We start from the raw sequence: 17,795 nt of genomic DNA on the forward strand, positions 1-17,795 counted from the left end.
TTTTCCACCACTTTGCATAGTTTGCGCGGGCGATGCACAAATGTAATGTTGCTGGTGAAAACACAGGTGTCTGAGTGCCTATTCCATACAATGGCCTGCACGAAAAACCTTGGCGCCTGCCACCCATTAGGCCGCTAGCGCCACTCCCAGCAGTTCTTTGGCGGAAGCCAAGTAGACGACGTCATCCGCAATGGTGCGTAGCGTGCAGTTCAAACCCTCGTCACGCGACGCAACCGTGGTGTGGACACCGCGAGCTTTCATGTTGATCACAGTGCGCACAAACTCGTGGTCTCCCGAGCCCACCACGATCTCGTCGAAGCGAGCGGCGATGAAGTCAGCATCGGCTGTTGCCTCCACCAAAGCCCGGTCAGCGCCAGACTCCCCTGCCTTCACGACCAAACGGTGCGGCACCGCGAGACCAAACACATTCCCCACTGCCTTGTCGCCAACGCCCACAATCACTAGGTCACGCTGTGGAGCGAAGTGCATCCGCTCCAGGAAAGACTCCACTGCGATTGCGAACAATGCAGCATTCGCTTCCGCAGGCTCACACCCCAGTAAGTTCTCGACATCCACCAGAAAGAGCCGGCGGGACGGTCGAAACGTGTCAATGACACTCATAGCAATACCCCCTCAGTTGGCCGTGCAAGTTCTCACAAGAAACACGTTACGGATGGGGTCTGACATAGGACCTTCATCGCGGTCGCTATGTGCAATACCCCACAACGCCTACCGCACACGCGTGGATCTGCGCCGGACCAGGGCATTCATCCCCTACTTTCTACTCACATGGCATACATCGACGACAACAACGCCCTGCGCACGCCCGAGCTCGCCCGACTTCGCAAGACATCCAAGATTGAATTCATGCTTGGTGTGTGGGTGGTGTTTCAGGTCGCCTCTTTGGCAATCACCGGTGGAATCCTTGGCGCAGAGATTGACGGCTCAATTCTGAGTTTCTGGGGAGCCCTCGCTGGAGCATTCGTTGGCGTGATCACTTGCATTCCACTGTGGGTGCTCGCGCAGATCGGTCTACGCATCCTCGACACCATGCACGAGCAATTCGCGGCACAGGTAGTGGTCGACAACTGGCGACAGAGCCGCGGGCGCACTGCACCACACAGCTGAGCGCTATGAATGTCACCGCCCGCCGCTAGCCTTCGGGGCATGAGGTTTCTGCACACGAGTGACTGGCACATCGGCCGGACGTTCCATGGTCACAGCACCGATGATCACCTGCGGGTAGCGCTTGCGGCCATTGCGGAGGCGGCGCGCGAGCACCGGGTGGACGCGGTGATCGTGGCGGGCGATGTCTTTGATTCTTCGACGCCCAAGGCGGATGCGTTCACGATTCTGGGCGCGGCGCTACGGGCGATCCGCGACACCGGTGCGCAGGTAGTTCTCACCTCGGGCAACCACGATGGTCCGGCACGGCTGGCACACAACGCCGCATTTGCGAGCGCGGGCGGCGTGCACATCAAAGCCGACCACACCGATCTCTCCCCTGTCACGCTCACTGATGAGCATGGCGAGGTGCTGGTGTACGGCATTCCGTATCTGCATCCCGAGTTTGTGCGGAGTGCGTACACAGACTTCACGGGCAGCACACACCAGGACGCGTTGACGTTTGCGATGGAGTGGATTCGTGACGATGCGCGTAGCAAAGCCACGGCGAGAGATAGCGCCGATGCTGCCGCTGAGTCTCCAAGCGCCACGCCTCGTTTTGTGGTCGCCGCGCACTGCTTTGCCGCGGGTTCAGGAGGCGAGGCTCCGCCCGAGACTCAGGAAGACTCCGGACGGGCCGAGGAACGAGACATTACGCGTGGTGGCCTCAATCTGGTGGCGACGAGCACCTTCGACGGTGCCGCTTACACAGCGCTGGGCCACATTCATTCCCGGCAGACCTTGAGTGACACGGTTCGTTATAGCGGCGCGCCGCTGCGATTTAGCTTTGGTGAACGGTCGAGTTCAAAAGGCATGTGGCTCGTGGACATTGACGCCGGTGGCGAGACGGACACTCAGTGGCTCGAGTTGCCCACACCCCGCCAGGCTGCGCGGATTGAGGGCACCCTGGCAGAACTCATGGCGGAAGGCGCTCATGAGGACGCCCGTGACGCCTGGGTCGAGGTGATCCTCACCGATGACCAACTTCCCCGCGACGCGATGCGCACTCTTCAAGAGCGCTACCCGCATGCGGTGACACTGACTCACCGACCCGCCCACGTGCATGACCACGGCGAGCACGACTACGCGGCGCGCGTGGAGGGGAAAACGGATGCCGAGGTGTTCGACGAGTTCCTCACCTACGTGCGCAACGGCGCCGGGCCTACCGAGGCCGAACAAGAGTTGCTGAACTCTGCACTCGATGCGTTGGAGACCAAGGAGGCCACCCGATGAAGGTGCTGAGCCTCACCATCGAGGGCTTTGGACCATACCTCGCGCGCCAGAGCATCGACTTCACGCAGTTCGACGACGACATCTTTGTCATCACCGGCAAGACCGGCGCGGGCAAGTCCACGATTCTCGATGCCATCGTTTTCGCGCTGTACGACAAAGTGCCCCGGTACGACGGCACCGACAAATCAGTGCGCAGTCACTTCTGCACCCCCACCGATCCCACCGAAGTCACGCTGGTGTTCGAGGCCGGCGGTCAGCGCTACAAGGTCACCCGCTCCCCCGAGTTCATGCGACCTAAGCAACGCGGCGATGGCCTCACCAAACAAGCAGCGACGGCCCAACTGTGGGCCGAACGGGATGGCGAGTGGGATGCGATGGCAGTGCGTCCCGTCGAGGTCGGCCAGGCAATTGCCGAAATCATGCGCCTCAGCGCCGAGCAGTTCCTCCAAGTGGTGCTGCTGGCCCAAGGACGGTTCCAAGAGTTCCTGCAAGCCGACACCAAGGAACGCCTCGCGGTGCTCCGGAGCCTATTTGGCACAAGCCGGTTCCGCGCTATCGAAGAGCACCTACGCAATGTGGCACGCGAGCGGGGACGTGCCGTGGAAACGGCCGATGCTTCTCTGACGGATCTGGTGGCACGCGCCGCAGACCTGGTCGGCTCTGAGGCCCCGGAGCCGGCACAGATTACTCAGTGGTGGATCGACGCCTCGGAGCAGGTTCAGCAGGAAGCCGCGACTGCCGCGACAAGGCGCGGAGACACGGTGAAGCGAGTTGATGCTGCGGCCAAGGTGCACTCCACCGCGCAAGCGATTGAAGAGAAGCGTGCGCGCCTGCACCGGGCACGGACCACCCTTGAAGAGTTAGAGGCCTCAGCGGAGTCACATGCCGCTGAGGTGGAGCGCCTCAAGCTGGCGCGTGCTGCCGCTCCCCTGGTAGGCGCGGTGCGCTCGGCGCGGGAGGCTGGAGAGGCGCTCGAGACATCTCGGTCGCGCCATCAGTTGGCGTGCGAGTCCGCGCAGGCCGACGATGCACTGGTGCTTGCGTGGCCAGCGGACGATTCGCACGAGGACCATCTGCAGGACGCTGCTGAGGACGCTTTGCGGTCGAGTGTTGAGGACGTTGCGAGCCGCATCGGCGCTCTCGCAGCTGCGCTTGAGGCAGAGTCGGCGCTGCCCGGACTGCGGAAGGCAGTGGTCGATGCCGAGACTGCGCTGGCATCGGCACGTGACCACCACGCCGAGCTGCTCACCCAACGAAAGGAACTTCCCCCACGGATCGACGACGTACGTGAGCGTCAGGTCAAGGCCACCGCAGCATCGGCCCGGCTCGACGACGCTGCGGACGCTCTGAAACGTGCGGAGGACGTACTCGACGCTTATGCGAAGGCCTCGGAACTCGAGGCACAGTTGGCGAAGGCACGCGGGGTCGAGGGCGAAGCATCCACGGTGCATGTGCGCGCCGCCGAGCAGTACAACGCGCTGCTGCACCGGCGCTTGCGTTCTCAGGCCGCACATCTAGCGCAGGCGCTCATTCCCGGTGAGCCATGCCAAGTGTGCGGATCCACGGAGCACCCGGAGCCGGCTCGCCCCTCGTCGGATCACGTCACCGACGACGAGGTGGAGTCCGCGCGAGAGGCCATGGAGTCAGCGCATGTGGCTCTGTCCACCGCGACGGAGGCCGCCCAGCGCGTCGATCGCGACCTTGCGGCGGCGCTCGCTGCGACCGGTGAGGGCGACGAGGAAGAAGCCCACGCGGCACTCGTCGTGGCACGGGAGGCACATGAGCGAGCCACCGATGCTGTGGCCGAGCGAGACCGGCTAGCGGAAGAGATCGCGTCGCTCACGCAGCAACTGGAGGGTCTGGACGCTGAGATTGAGACGGCCGTGGAGTCAGTCAACCGGGCACAGTCAGCGCTGGCGTCGGCAACCAAGGACGTGGTCGACGCCGAAGTGCTCACGGCAGCGGTACCCGAGGGCTACGACTCAGTACGCGAGTACGTGGATGCGCTGGAGCGCTCACGCACTCTAGTTCAGCGCGTCGCTACTGCCGCTGGCGATGTGGATGAGGCGCGCAGGGCCGCCGACCAGCGAGACACGGAATTGTCTGAGGCCCTTGGCGCGAGTGCGTTTGAATCAACTGAAGCGGCGTCGGAGGCAGCTCTGGACACCTCCGAGCTGGAGTTGCTCGCGACCGCCGTTGATGATCACCGCAGCAGCCTTAGTGGGGCGCAGGCAGTAGTCGAGGAACTCGCAGGCGAAGAACTGCCCGGAGAGGTTGCCGATCTCGCAGCACTGGCGGCGGCGTCAGAGGAGGCGGCTCGCGAGCGTGATGAGGCGGTCGCCGCGGAAGCGTCGGCTGGCGCAAAGGTCACCCAGTTGGCCTCCATGCGTGCTGAATACGAGGACAAGGCGGCCGCCACGCAGGACGCCCGTGACAAGCGAGACGTGGCGCTCACGCTTGCGGACTCGCTGGCGGGCGACCCTCCCAACGAGCGGCGCATGCGTCTGGAGTCATTTGTGTTGGCGTCCAAGTTGGAACGCATCGTAAGCGCCGCCAACCAGCGACTACAGATCATGTCCGGCGGCCAGTACCGCCTCGAACACGACGACGACCGTCAGTACCGCAACGCCCAGACGGGACTAGGACTACGCATCGCCGACTCCCATACAGGGCGTTCGCGCTCGACACGTTCACTCTCCGGTGGCGAGACGTTCCTGGCGTCACTGTCACTGGCCCTCGGATTGGCGGAGACCGTGTCCGCTGAGGCCGGAGGCGTGCGGCTCGACACGCTGTTCATCGACGAAGGCTTCGGTTCACTCGACGGCGACACGCTCGAGGTCGCAATGTCCACGCTCGACGAACTGCGCGCCGGTGGCCGGACCATCGGGCTGATCTCTCACGTCGAGGCGATGAAGGAACAGATTCCCGCCAAACTCGATGTGGTCAAGGCCTCCGATGGCTCGAGCCGAGTGGCGGTGTCTGCGAGCGTCTAGCCCTCGAGGAACGGCCCACCGTTGTGGCTTGGCCCATCGGGGTTCGAGAACTCGACTCGGCAGATAGCGCGGATGGCGCTCACGAGCCATTCCGCGATCATCTCGTCGTACTCGCCTTGCACACCGCTGAACGCCACGACAACGCCCTCGCGCACGATGGCCCCAGGCCACTTGATGTCCCCTGCCCGATACAGGTGCGGCGAGTGGTCGCGCAGGCGCGACGTGTCCATCCCCGTCCGCGCTGCCACCGCAGCCTTCGCGGTTGCCCACTCCACGAACGACGCAGGATCGTCTCCCAGGTGAGCGGTGAAGATCGGCTCCGCTGAAGCATCGGCCGGATCCAAGACCACCACGCCGCCCTTGAACCCATCCAGGATGTCGCGCTCGTAGCCGCGCTTGATGGCAGGCGTAATGACGTCCCACGCTTGTGCGCAGATCTCTGTGGTGATTCCAGTGAACATTGGTGGCCCTTCGTTGGGAATGTGCTTCCAGTGTGACGTACGGGACGGTGCGCCGAGCATCGTCAGACGCGGCCGGCCTCGGGCAAGCTACGGCCAACGATGGCGCCTGCCACACCCAATGCGGCGAGCAGTAGGAGCGCGTACGCACTTCCCAGTGCCGCGAGCGCCGCGGTAATGGCACCGGCAGCCAGGAGCAGCACGCCCATGAGGGTGTTGGCGACGGCGACGTACTGTGTGCGCTGGTCGCCCTCTGCGATGTCGACCACGTAGGTCTTGCGTGCGAGGCGGGCGCCCACGTGCACGAGGGCAAGCAGCAGGTATGTGGCAGGTGCGAGCCAGAATGCCTCGCTGGTGGCAGGCAGCGCAACGAACCCGAGGAACGCGACGATGATGGCTGAGCTCGCCAGCGATGCACCGATCATGAGACGCCGCGAGGACACGTCCGCGAGGCGCCCAAACAGCGGTCCACCGATGATGCCCGCCACTCCTTGAGCCATGATGAACAGCCCCAGTGACCCCAGCCCGGATGCTCCTTGAGCGATGCCCACGCCCACCACGAAGGGCGGGCTCAGGGCGGTGACCAGAAGCAATGCTCGTGCGATGACGAACTTGCGGAACACGGCATCGGCTTTCCACAGTTCCCATGCCTGCGTAGCCCAGCTGGGGCCGTCCTCGGCTTCTGGCTCCACGTCTTCCGCGGGTTCGCGAACCGTTGCGTAGATGGCGGCGGCCACTCCCCACGCGATGGCTGCGCCTCCGAGCAGCGCAGCCAGGACGCCCACGCCGAGGTTGTCCCCTCCCCACACGCGCAGCGCCAGGCCGAGCGTGAGCGCCACAACGGCCGATGCCACGGTCGAGACACCTTTGATCTGCCCGCGCACGCCCTTGGGGACGGTGCGGCCAAGCACGTCTTTACTCGCGATCGAGGACAGCGACCTGGCTAGGGCAAATACGGCGAGGGCAGCGAGGACACCGATGCCGGCCACGACTCCCTCAGCGGTGGCGGCGACGAGCGCCATGGCGGCCGCTGCGAGTCCCTGGCCTGTGGCGCCTGCGACCCAGACCCACTTGCGGATGCGTTGGCGTCGCACACGGGGCGCCCAGGCGGCCTGCGGAAGCATTGAGCCGGCTTCGCGGATGGGCACCACGAACGCAACGAACGCGCCGGGTGCGCCTAGGGCGTTGAGCAGCCAGGGCAGGACGGTCTTGGCGTTGACGACCTGATCGCCAGTGGACTGCAGCGCCTGCGCCGCCATCTGCCGGACCGCGTTGCCAGCGACGTAGGGTCGGGCTTCTTTGCTCAGGCTGTCGAGGTCGGCGTCATCTTCATGGATGAGCTTGGAGAAGATGCGTTGGGAGGGCACGGAGATATTTTCGCAGGCTCAGCCGCGGGTGGCCGGCAGGCGGCCGTGACGCCAGTACGATCAACTCTCGTCACGGTCTGCCTAAGGGAGTCAGAATGCGTAAGCGCTGGATCGCGCTCATCGTCGTCGGAGCTGTGCTCGTCGCGGCACTCGCTACCGCGTACTTGTGGGGCCGTAGCTTGTTCCAGATGCCCACGGCGCAGAAGGTCGACTCGGTGATCGGCGAGATTGGCGGCGAGCGCGTGCTGGGCGTCTTCTCCCATCCCGATGACGAGCAGACGGTCAACGGCCTGTTCTGGCGCGCACACGACCAAGATGACGCTTACACCGCGATGGTGACCATTACCCCGGGTGAGGCCGGTACGCAGGTGCCGGTCGTGGCGCGGCAAGAGGACCTCGGCGTGGTCCGCACCGCAGAGGCCCTCAAGAACAGCTTTCACCTGGGCGTCGACGAGCACGGGGTGTGGGACCACCCCGACGGTGGCGTGCCCGAGGCGGACGAGGCCGAACTCGTCGACCGCCTCGCCGCGACCATCACGCGCATCGAGCCCGACGTGATTGTGGGCTTCTGGCCGGCCAGCGGCGCCACCGGTCACGCCGACCACATGGAGACCGGGCACATCACCGAGCTAGCGATTGCCAAGGTCGCGCAGGAGAGCGCCGACCGCGGCACCTCCTATGCAGGCCCTGACCAGCTCGTCTATACGATCAGCCCCACCAAGGCTCTTGAAATGTTCGGCGGAGAGACCGGCGCATTCGTGGCCGACAACCAGCCCGACCCCCACTACGCCATGCCCGCCGAGGTGGGCCTCAAGAAGGACGGCTGGGAAATCCACGCCTCCCAAGAGGACTACCTCCAGGCCAGCTACGGCCTACCGGGGTGGCTCGTCTATGCATTGTGGGACCAGGAGTTCTAATACGTTCGCGACCTCGCCGAGGACCCGGTTTCGGTTCCGTAGTAGGGCCGATGCTCGGGTTGGGTTGGGAACACTCGGGAACTCGCTGTGCTCTCACCGCGGTCTAGCGAGCACATCACGCCAATCTGCTGGCTCCACTTGCATTGGCGAGTTGATCCGCTGCACCTCCCTAGCAGGCGCCACCAATCGATCGCACCCGGTGTCAGTTGCGGCAGGCACACCCGTGGCAATGATGTCGCGATGCTTCAGATGCCGATCCAGGCACCACCACTGACGGCACTGCAGCTACAAACAACGCACACTCGCGGGGTTAAATCGAAGCGCGGAGCTGCGAAGTCCCCAGTCTGTCCCCACGGAGAGTGTGATACTGCGCGACGTGTGACATGCACGGGTGAGCTGGTTCAGGTCGCGTGAACTTTGCCACATCTCGAGCCCAAGTTTGAACGGTGTCGGACCGATTCGGTAGCGTGTTCTGCCAGTGGCGCATCGGTGCGTCAGAGTCTGAGGGGACCCCGTGGCTACCTTGCCAGAGTTTGCATATACGCCAGCCATAGGCCTGGCGGCTGAGAATCTCGAGAACCATCGCGATGCGCGCTTGTTGGTACTCGATACTGGCATGCCGGATGTCGTCGGCCTCGTTCGAGAAGCACGGTATCTGCCAGGCGAGGACACGCAGATCCCCGCTGGTATCTACCACTTCGGCGGCCTCGAACAACCGCTCGTTGCGTGGGTGCCGTTCGGAAGCACTCGCACCGACTCAGAACGCCACGGGCTCAACACCTTGCCGGAAGACCACGCATTGGCGAATGCATGGCGCTGGTGTGAGCACTGGTGGGAGACCGCAACCGAAGTACAAGCTCCGGCCTACGCGGTTCGTCAACCCGTCCAAGTCCGGTCCTCGGGCCACGAAGTGTCGCCGAGCCAACGCCGTTTTAGTAACGGAAACTGGCATTACAAGATTACTGTTGACGGCCGCACCCAGATGGCCCCCGAGTCCAGTCTGGAGCTACCCGTCATCAATGACGACCCTGTCGACTGGGTGACGCACTCGCCTGCGCCGGTCGAGAGGTTTGCCGCGACGCTTACGCGGGCCAAACTTACAGGCCGCCTCGCGGACACCCTCTTCTCTTTCCGGGCGACGCGCACCATCTTCCGTCCCTACCAATTCAAGCCAGTGATGAAGCTCCTTGAAACGGGCAAAGACCGAATTCTCATCGCGGACGAGGTGGGCCTCGGAAAGACCATCGAAGCGGGCCTGGTGTGGACAGAACTGGAAGCCCGAGGTCAGGCGGACAAAGTGCTGATCGTTTGTCCCTCGGCGCTTGTGAGTAAATGGGAACGCGAGATGGACCAGAGGTTCGCGTTTCAACTCGAGGAACTCGACAATCGCGGACTCGACAAGCTCCTTGAGCGCTTCAAGGAGAACCGCCTTCCCTCACGATTTACGTATATCACCAGCATCGAGCGGCTCAGGAGCTGGGGTGGGCTCGAGTATCTCTACGACGACCCACTCGACCTCGACCTTGTCGTGGTCGACGAGGCGCATCAAATGCGCAACACCGGCACCAAATCCAATGACCTCGGCACGCACCTTGAGGCGTGGAGCGACGCACTAGTCTTCCTGACCGCAACGCCCATCAACCTTCGTGAGCGCGATCTCTTCAACCTCCTCGAACTCCTGGTCCCCGAGGACATGGGCGACTATGAGGACCTTCTAGAGAGGCTCGAACCGAACCGCGCACTCAACCGAGTCGGACGCATGCTTTCCGACCCTCACGCCACGGGGCGAGCGCGACTGAGCGCGTTGGATGATCTTCCTTCTTCTCGATATGGCACCTATGTGCGGCGCCGGCCCGACTTCGCGAGACTCCGAGACCTCGTCGCTAAAGACTCGCTCGACGCTCCCGCAGTCGTCGAGGCACGGCGCATCATCGCTGGGCTCAACACACTCTCCACGGCAATCACCCGCACCAAGAAGTCAGAAGTCGATGAAGACAAGCCGGTCCGGGAGGCGCTATGGAGCGAAGTCGAGTGGACCCGTGAGGAGAAGCGCTTCTACGACGAGTTCGTCAACTGGTGTACGGACCGCGCAAACGAAGCCAACCTTCCCGTCCACTTCGCAATGCAAATGCCGCTGCGCCTCGCGAGCGCATGCCTGCCCATGGCACGGCGCGCTGTTCTCGAGTGGTCGCCTTCCCTGTTCGAGACTGACGAGGCAGAGGGCGCAACAGTCACTCCATTCTCCGCGTCGCAACTGATCGCACCGCATGGCGACCTGGTATCGGCAGCAAATGCGCTTGATGTGGGAGTGGACTCCAAGTTCGACGCCCTCTATCCCCTGCTTCAGAAACTCGTCAGAGAACGCAGGCAGGTCTTGCTGTTCACGTTCTCCCGCCCCACGCTCTCGTATCTCAAGGCGCGTCTGGGATCGCACTTCCGAGTCGCGGTACTCCACGGCGGCGTCAACCGAGACGATCGACGTGTGGTGATGGATGACTTCCGCGCTGGGAAGTACGACATAGTTCTCGCCAACAGAGTGGCAAGCGAAGGACTGGACTTCGAGTTCTGCTCAGCGGTAATCAACTACGACCTCCCATGGAACCCCATGGAGATCGAACAGCGCATCGGACGCATCGATCGCATCGGTCAAAGCGAGCGCAAGATCCTGGTGGCCAGCTTCCGCAACGACGCCACGATCGATGAGCGGATCGTCGCACGCGTTCTCGATCGGATCCAGATTTTTGAGGACTCCATTGGTGCGCTCGAACCAATCGTCAACCAGCAAATGACAGTGCTCACCAAAGCCTTCGACTTCTCGCTTACCGACTCAGAACGGCAACAGAAGGTCGACCAGTTCCTCGCTGCCGTCGAGGAGAATCGCGCGGGCCTGGCTGACGTCGCTGACGCCTCGGCCGGTCTCGTCGTGGGAGATGATGTCGATGTCAGCGGCCTCGAAGACGACCTCACCCGGTCCGGTAAGTACATCGGGCAGATCGAGCTCGCGCACCTGATCGCGGATTGGGCCGCAACAGACGGAGCGCCCCAAGTCAAGATCTCGAGCGACCAAACCGTCGTATCTGTCATCGGAAATCCCGAAATGGCACGGCGAGTCGAGGGACTCGCAAACACTCACCGCCGAACTCGCGCCGAAATCGACCGCTACGCAAGCGCGTTGCGGAATGGTCTCGAGATGCACTTTGCCCTCGACCAAGAACTCGCGCGATCGGGCAAGTACGACCTACTCACGGCGACAAATCCGCTCGTCGTCGCGGCTGCCAAGGTCCCCGGACACCGAGAAATCCGCTTCACGCATGCCCGTGCGCCCCGGCACGACAGCGCAGTGCCTGTCGGAACCTACCTTGTCGCGTTGGCGAGAGCGACTACCCTGCCGCGCAACGAGTCAGAGCTGTGGGGCACAGCAGTGACGATGAGAGGCCAAGTTGACGACGGCCCGGTGTCCTCCGCGCTGCTTTCCGCACTCGCGCGGGGCACATTGACAACCCCCCACACAGATATCGAGGCGGGCCCGCTCCAGCTGCTCGTGGAACGCGCGATGGATCACCTAAACAGCCGGCACCAACGCGAAATCCAGCGTCTCCAGAGCGACCTCGGAGCGATGAAGGAACTGCGGCTCGAGACCTTGCGAGAGCAGCACTCTCGCCGACTCGAGACGATGGAGAGGCGCCTAGAAACCACGCGCGAACGCGGTGTGGACGATCACAGGCTTCGCGGCTTCGAGGGCATGCGCCGTAAAGCGATCAGCAAGCACGAGGAACTGATACTCAAGGTCGCGAATGAGGCCGCACCCGACATCACGCTCGAGCCGGTCGCGGTATGCCTGCTGGAGGTGACTGAGTAAGTGGACAAAGACGCTCAAGTTGCGAATGAGAGGGCGAGAGAAGAACTGTACCGTCGCGCTCTCAACAAGAAGCGCTCGCAGGGTGTCGGCGTAGGCGTGTTCGCCAGTGGGAATTGGACCGGCACAGGGACGATGAAGCTACCCGACGTGCCTGACGGAGAGATTGTGGGCCGCGTGGCTGTCGCCGATGCTCCCCAGGTGACGGACACCGGTGACTGCTACATCGGGTCCTCGCACTTCGTCGGCGAGGGAATGACTGTGTACAGTTGGGCCGCGCCGATTGCAAAGATCTTCTTCACAGAGACTGAGCACCCACTTTGCCACCAGGTTCAAGGCGTCCGCACATTCACTCACGAAGGCGGGCGCATCAATGACTTTTCCGATGAACGCCGATCGGGCTCCGCGGCACGACCGCTCTTCGCGCAGAGGACCATGACTGTGGCCGCGCCAAGCACCCGTCCACTGCCAAGACCCGCTCCAACCCCGCCAGCCGTTCACTGGTCGTCAACGAGCGACGGCGGTCGGGACGCGGAAGAGATTGCCACGCCTCGCTCGACGGGACCAGCCTCTCCTATTCTTGCAACCACAAAACCGGAGGCGGACCAAGGCGGACCGTCAAGGAACGACACCGTGCGAGCCCGCGAGCTCCTCGAAAGGAACCTCCGGCGCGCAAGAACTGGCCAGCTTGAATCTGTCCTTGCGACGCTCCAGTCTGACCAATATGACCTTGTGACGAGGCATGGTCACGATGACCTGATCATCGATGGCCACCCAGGAACGGGGAAAACTGTGATCGCCGTTCACCGGGCGGCCTATCTGACGTCGCCTGACTACAACCACGACTCAGGCACGGATGAGCAGATTCGCCGGCTGCTCCTAGTTGGGCCCACGGATGAGTATGTCGCCCATGTCGCTCCCGCCATCAGTAGGCTCTCGCACGGCGCAGGCGAGGTCCACGTCATGTCGTTGCGAGGCGTACTTGGAAAGGCTACGGGCCTCACATCAGTTCCCGAGGGTCGTGCGATCACGCGAATCGACGACGGTGACAGTCAGTTGTGGTCGCTCGCATACAACGCCGCGTCGATAATGAACCGGGTGAGCGAATCCGCCGGTCCGCGGTCTACGCGCATCAGGCGGGCGTACGAAATTGCGCGTCGGAACGGTGAAGGCGCAGCACTGGTGACCACTGACGATCGCTGGATCGAATACCTTGCATCGTTGCCATCGTTCGAGAACGCACGCCAGAACCGAGCGCACATCCCGCTCATAGCCGCGCTGGGGTGGTGCATCGCACCACCCCAGGACCTGCGAAGCTTCGACCACATCATCGTCGACGAAGCCCAAGACGTGATGGCAATCGAGTGGGTGCTGCTGGACGCCATGAACCAAGACGAGCGATGGACACTCCTCGGCGATATGAACCAGCGCCGCTCGGACGCCGCACACGGGAGTTGGAACTACATCGCGGATGCCCTCGCCATTCTTGACAGCGGCGGCGAAGCTCCGGTGACCAGGATCCGGCGAGGATATCGCTCCACGCCTGCAATCATGTCGTTCGCCAACCGGCTCCTACCCAAACATTCTCGCGATCTCGAGTCGTTCCAGACCGAAGGCGCTGAAGTGGTTGTTCACCGAACGGAGCGAGACGCACTGCTTCCGGAACTTCTGATTCAAGTGCGAGATCTCGCTGAGCGACACCCCGGAGGCTCCATCGCCATCATCGCGATGGAGCGCCCAGTGGTTGAGGATTACCTGCGCCAAAAGCGCTGGCAGAGCGAGCCCCACCAACCCCACCGCTGGAGGCACGACGGTCTGGCTGTTGACTTAGTATCTCCCGATGCCGCACGCGGTCTCGAGTGGGATGCGGTCGTTGTCGTTGAGCCCGCCAAATTCCCTAAGAACTTCTTGCGGCACGGCCTGCTCTACACAAGCCTCACCCGCGCGAACCGAGAGTTGCAGATCGTGCATAGCCAGGCGCTGCCCGAACCGCTACGAGATCGCTAGTACCGTGCACCTAGATCCGTCGCCCCGGCGCCGGGACGGTGCCTCAACCATTGACCGGAGATGTGATGACTCCCAACCACCGCGACCGACAGCGTTACATCGCGAGCGAGGCTGAAGCCACAGCGATGGCTTCCGAAGCCATGGCGCTCATGGGTTTCGACGACGCCCAGCCGGCACCAGACGCTAGCGCCACCGGCCTGAGCATCGTGTCGGAGAGCGCGGTCGCTCGAGTTGCCTTCGCGGGCCAGCCGAACATAGCCGACTTGCAGCGCTTGGGTGCAATACACGAGCTGGAGCCCGACATGGCTCTCCTCGCGTTTTCGGCCAATGGCTACAGCGACGCAACCCGCGCGTTTGCGGAGAACAATCGGATTGCACTCTTCGTGTACGACCCCCTTGGCAACGTCGATGCCGTAAACGACCACGCCGTGCCACTCGAGAAGATCCTTTTCAGCCAGCTCGGCGACAAGGACGAGAGCGACAGACACGATGAACCGCGCCCATCCAGGCAGCAGGAGCAGGCGGCGACGGGCATCCCAGATGAGCCCTCCCAACCGCCGTTGGAGGAGGCTAGCGACGCACGGGGACCAGCTCATGCTGGCGCTCAGCCGGAAACCGCAGATTCAACCAAGCGAACTCGGAAGCGCTCTCTCCGAGGATGGTGGTGGCGTTGGCCGCTTCTTGCGCTAGTGATCTTCTGCTGGTTTGGCGCATTCGTGATCGCTCTCGGCACCATCGGCGACCCCGCATACTGGGGAAATCTTGCGTTCTATGGAATTCCAGCTGTCCTAGGCACAATCGGTCTGCAGTGGAGCCGAAAGAGACGAACGCTCGGTCCCTCGCAAGCCCAAAGTCGATAGGTTGTGCACGTGACAGAAACCGCCGCCACCCAAGATGAAGAACTGAACATCGCGCCGGGTTCCACCGTCGTCATCCGCGATGCCGAGTGGCTCGTCACCAACGTCGCCGAGACCAGCGACGGCCCTCTCCTCCACGTCCAGGGCCTGAGCGAGCTCGTCCGCGGCACAACTGCCCAGTTCTTCGCGAACATCGAGACCCAGCACGGTGACGGCATCGAGGTTCTCGATCCCGTAGAGGCAAAGGTCACTGCGGACGCGAGCCCCAAGTACCGCGACGCCCGCCTGTGGGTCGAGGCCATGCTGCGCAAGCAGTCCGTCCCCATCACCGACAACAACCTCACGGTCTCGCCGCACATGCTCGCGGACCAGCTTCCCTACCAGGCGACTGCCATCCGCAAGGCGCTCGACCCCGACAACCTCCGCCCGCGCATCCTCCTCGCCGACGCCGTCGGCCTGGGCAAGACCATCGAGATCGGCATGATTCTCAGCGAGCTCGTCCGGCGAGGCCGCGGCGAGAAGGTCCTCATCGTCACGCCCCGCCACGTGCTCGAGCAAATGCAGCACGAGATGTGGACCCGCTTCGCTCTCCCCTTCGTCCGCCTCGACAGCGCCGGCATCCAACGCGTCCGCCAGCAGCTGCCCGCCACCCGCAACCCGTTCACCTACTACAAGCGCGCCATCATCTCGATCGACACGCTCAAGTCCGACCGCTACCTCCAATACCTGCGCAACTTGAAGTGGGACGCCGTGGTCATCGACGAAGCCCACAACGTCACCAACGCGACCGCGCTCAACAACCGCCTGGCGAACACGCTCGCTCCCACAGCCGATGCACTCATCCTCGCCTCAGCGACGCCCCACAACGGCAAGACGGAGTCCTTCGCCAACCTCATCCGCCTCCTCGAGCCCACCGCCGTCCGTCCCGATGGCGAGCCCGACAGAGCGGAGACGCAGCGCCTGCTCATCCGCCGTCACCGGCACAGCCCCGAGGTCGCCTCGGTAGTCGGCGACGACTGGAAGCCCCGCAAGGAGCCCCGCCACGACATCGTGCCTGCGAGCCCTCAGGAGGACGCCGTTGCGCAGGAACTCGAGCACACCTGGCTGCACCCGGCAGCGGGCACCAGCCCGTACTCCGGCAAGACGGACTCGCTCTTCGGCTGGACCCTCGCCAAGGCATTCTTGTCGAGCCCGCAGGCGCTCGCCGAGACCATCACCAATCGCGTCAAGACGCTCAAGGACCAGCCAACGGAGAGTGCTGCCAAGGAACGCGAAGCGCTCAGCCACCTCGCACAGCTCAACGAAGCCTCGCTCGACCACAGCGCCAAGCACGCCGCCCTCGTCGACTACCTCAAGGAGATCGGCGTCGGCAAAGGCAAGTCGACGCGCGCCGTAGTCTTCGGGGAGCGCGTCGCCACGCTCAACTGGCTCACCAAGTCTCTGCCCAAGGCACTCGCACTCCCCCAGGACGCCGTGAAAGTCATGCACGGAGCCCTGTCCGACGAGGAGCAGATGCGCCTCATCGAGTCCTTCAAGCAGGAGTCCTCACCCATCCGCGTGCTTGTCACCGGTGATGTCGCCTCCGAGGGCGTGAACCTCCACGCTCAGTGCCACCACCTGGTCCACTACGACATCCCGTGGTCGCTCATCCGCATCGAGCAGCGCAACGGGCGCATCGACCGTTATGGCCAGCGCCACGAGCCGCAGATCACCACGCTCCTGCTCTCCCCTAGCTCCGAGCAGTTCCAGGGCGATCTCAAAGTGCTGCGCAAGCTCCTTGACCGCGAGCACGAGGCGCACAGTGCGCTCGGCGACACAGCGTCGCTGATGAACGAGTTCTCCGTAGGCCAGGAGGAGGAGACCATCAAGGCCATCCTCGCGGGCAAGAAGGACTTCGACACCGAGGTCCGGTCCGTCGAGGAGGCCTCGCAGAACGACCTCCTTCAGTCGATCCTCAACTTGGTACCGGCCGATGCGCCAATCACCGATGCAGGCGCCGTCACCAACGCGCCGGTCGCCGAGTCAACTGATAAGGCAACCCGCGTCACGGCCCTCTACACCGACACCCTGAGCTACCTGCGCGACGCAATGGACGCCGCATTCCCCGACAAGGGCGCGCCACTGACGGACCGCCACGGCGAGGGTGGCGTGCACTGGCGCGAGTATCTGCAGCACGGCATCGTCGAGTTCGAACCGCCGCGGGACCTTCGCCAGCGGCTCGACGTGCTGCCGCAGTCCTACATCAAGGACCGCGACGTGAAGTCGACGCTCAAGCTTGCAGTCACCCCGACGCACGGCCAGATCGAACTGACGCGCGCGCTTAACGACGCCAAGGGCTCGAGCTGGCCGGAGGCCCACTTCCTGGGCCCGCTCCACCCCGTCCTGGACTGGGCAACCGACCGAGCGCTGGCTCGCCTGCCTCGCAACCACGTCTACGCCGTTCGCGGCGCGGTGGAGGACCCCACCGTGCTGCTCACTGGCACGCTGACCAACCGGCGCGGCCACGTCGTGGCGGCCAGCCACCTGAGCGCCTTCCGCCTGTCCCCCACGAGCGCGCAGTGCATCATCACCACGCACCGCGATGCCCACGAGATGCTGAGTGAGGCCGGCGTCACCGGCGAGCGCGCTAACGCGGGCGCGCTCCACAACGTTGACGCCCTCCAACCGCTCGTGCGCGCCGCGGTCGGCGACGCCCAGCATTATCTGGAATCGCACCTCGAGTCTGCGAGCGCGGCGACCAAGCAGCGCGTCGAGAACTGGGCCGAGCGTGCCAACGACTGGGAACGCGAGGCCGACGCTCTGATTCAGCGCGACGACCTGAAGACCAAGCGCGTCACAGTCCAGCACCTGGAGGCTCTCATTCAAGAGATGCGACCGGATCGGTTCCTGGTGCGGCCGCTGCTCATCGTTGTGCCCGAGGACTTCGCAGGGGAGGCTGCCTGA

The 17,795-nt window shown here is 63.7% G+C and carries 11 protein-coding genes; 8 read left to right on the forward strand and 3 right to left on the reverse strand.

Features of this window, described 5'->3' with window-relative positions; all coding sequences use genetic code 11:
- Positions 1–126: 126 nt before the first annotated feature.
- Positions 127–621 (reverse strand): PIN domain-containing protein, encoded by a 495-nt coding sequence (locus AOP79_RS11280; protein WP_062073638.1) that lies wholly within the window; start codon positions 619–621, stop codon positions 127–129.
- 168 nt (positions 622–789) lie between these two features.
- On the opposite strand from AOP79_RS11280, the gene AOP79_RS11285 reads away from it, so the two are divergent.
- From AOP79_RS11285 to AOP79_RS11295, 3 genes are read left to right on the forward strand one after another with little or no spacing between them, the layout of a single operon-like run.
- The gene (locus tag AOP79_RS11285; protein WP_062073640.1) at positions 790–1,128 is read left to right on the forward strand and encodes a hypothetical protein; all 339 of its coding nucleotides are present in this window, start codon (positions 790–792) and stop codon (positions 1,126–1,128) included.
- Between the two features lie 39 nt (positions 1,129–1,167).
- Positions 1,168–2,397, forward strand: a complete 1,230-nt coding sequence (locus AOP79_RS11290) for an exonuclease SbcCD subunit D (RefSeq protein WP_062073642.1) — start codon at positions 1,168–1,170, stop codon at positions 2,395–2,397.
- Positions 2,394–5,390 (forward strand): AAA family ATPase, encoded by a 2,997-nt coding sequence (locus AOP79_RS11295; protein ID WP_062073644.1) that lies wholly within the window; start codon positions 2,394–2,396, stop codon positions 5,388–5,390. Before AOP79_RS11290 ends, AOP79_RS11295 begins: the two co-directional genes overlap by 4 nt.
- Here the strand turns inward: AOP79_RS11295 and AOP79_RS11300 are convergent.
- Positions 5,387–5,851: a heme-binding protein gene (locus tag AOP79_RS11300; protein ID WP_062073646.1), complete on the reverse strand. Its 465-nt coding sequence runs from the start codon at positions 5,849–5,851 to the stop codon at positions 5,387–5,389. The genes AOP79_RS11295 and AOP79_RS11300 overlap by 4 nt on opposite strands.
- A gap of 62 nt (positions 5,852–5,913) precedes the next feature.
- Positions 5,914–7,215 (reverse strand): MFS transporter, encoded by a 1,302-nt coding sequence (locus AOP79_RS11305; RefSeq protein WP_062073648.1) that lies wholly within the window; start codon positions 7,213–7,215, stop codon positions 5,914–5,916.
- A gap of 95 nt (positions 7,216–7,310) precedes the next feature.
- Here AOP79_RS11305 and AOP79_RS11310 point away from each other — a divergent pair, with 95 nt between their 5' ends.
- The 5 genes from AOP79_RS11310 to AOP79_RS11330 all read left to right on the forward strand — a co-directional run bounded on the left by AOP79_RS11310 (position 7,311) and on the right by AOP79_RS11330 (position 17,795).
- Entirely contained in the window at positions 7,311–8,132 is an 822-nt protein-coding gene (locus AOP79_RS11310) for a PIG-L deacetylase family protein (RefSeq protein ID WP_062073650.1), read from the forward strand.
- A 514-nt stretch (positions 8,133–8,646) separates the two neighbouring features.
- Positions 8,647–11,991, forward strand: coding sequence for a DEAD/DEAH box helicase (locus tag AOP79_RS11315; RefSeq protein WP_062073652.1), 3,345 nt, complete (start codon positions 8,647–8,649; stop codon positions 11,989–11,991).
- A 132-nt stretch (positions 11,992–12,123) separates the two neighbouring features.
- Positions 12,124–13,995 carry an AAA family ATPase gene (locus AOP79_RS11320; protein ID WP_152648115.1) on the forward strand — a complete coding sequence of 624 codons (1,872 nt, stop codon included), beginning with the start codon at positions 12,124–12,126 and terminating at the stop codon, positions 13,993–13,995.
- 65 nt (positions 13,996–14,060) lie between these two features.
- On the forward strand, positions 14,061–14,855 hold the full coding sequence (locus AOP79_RS11325) for a hypothetical protein (protein WP_062073655.1): 795 nt from the start codon (positions 14,061–14,063) through the stop codon (positions 14,853–14,855).
- Positions 14,856–14,864: 9 nt separating this feature from the next.
- Positions 14,865–17,795, forward strand: a complete 2,931-nt coding sequence (locus tag AOP79_RS11330; RefSeq protein ID WP_201774466.1) for a helicase-related protein — start codon at positions 14,865–14,867, stop codon at positions 17,793–17,795.

The organism is Demequina sediminicola (genome assembly GCF_000975055.1).
GTDB lineage: Bacteria > Actinomycetota > Actinomycetes > Actinomycetales > Demequinaceae > Demequina > Demequina sediminicola.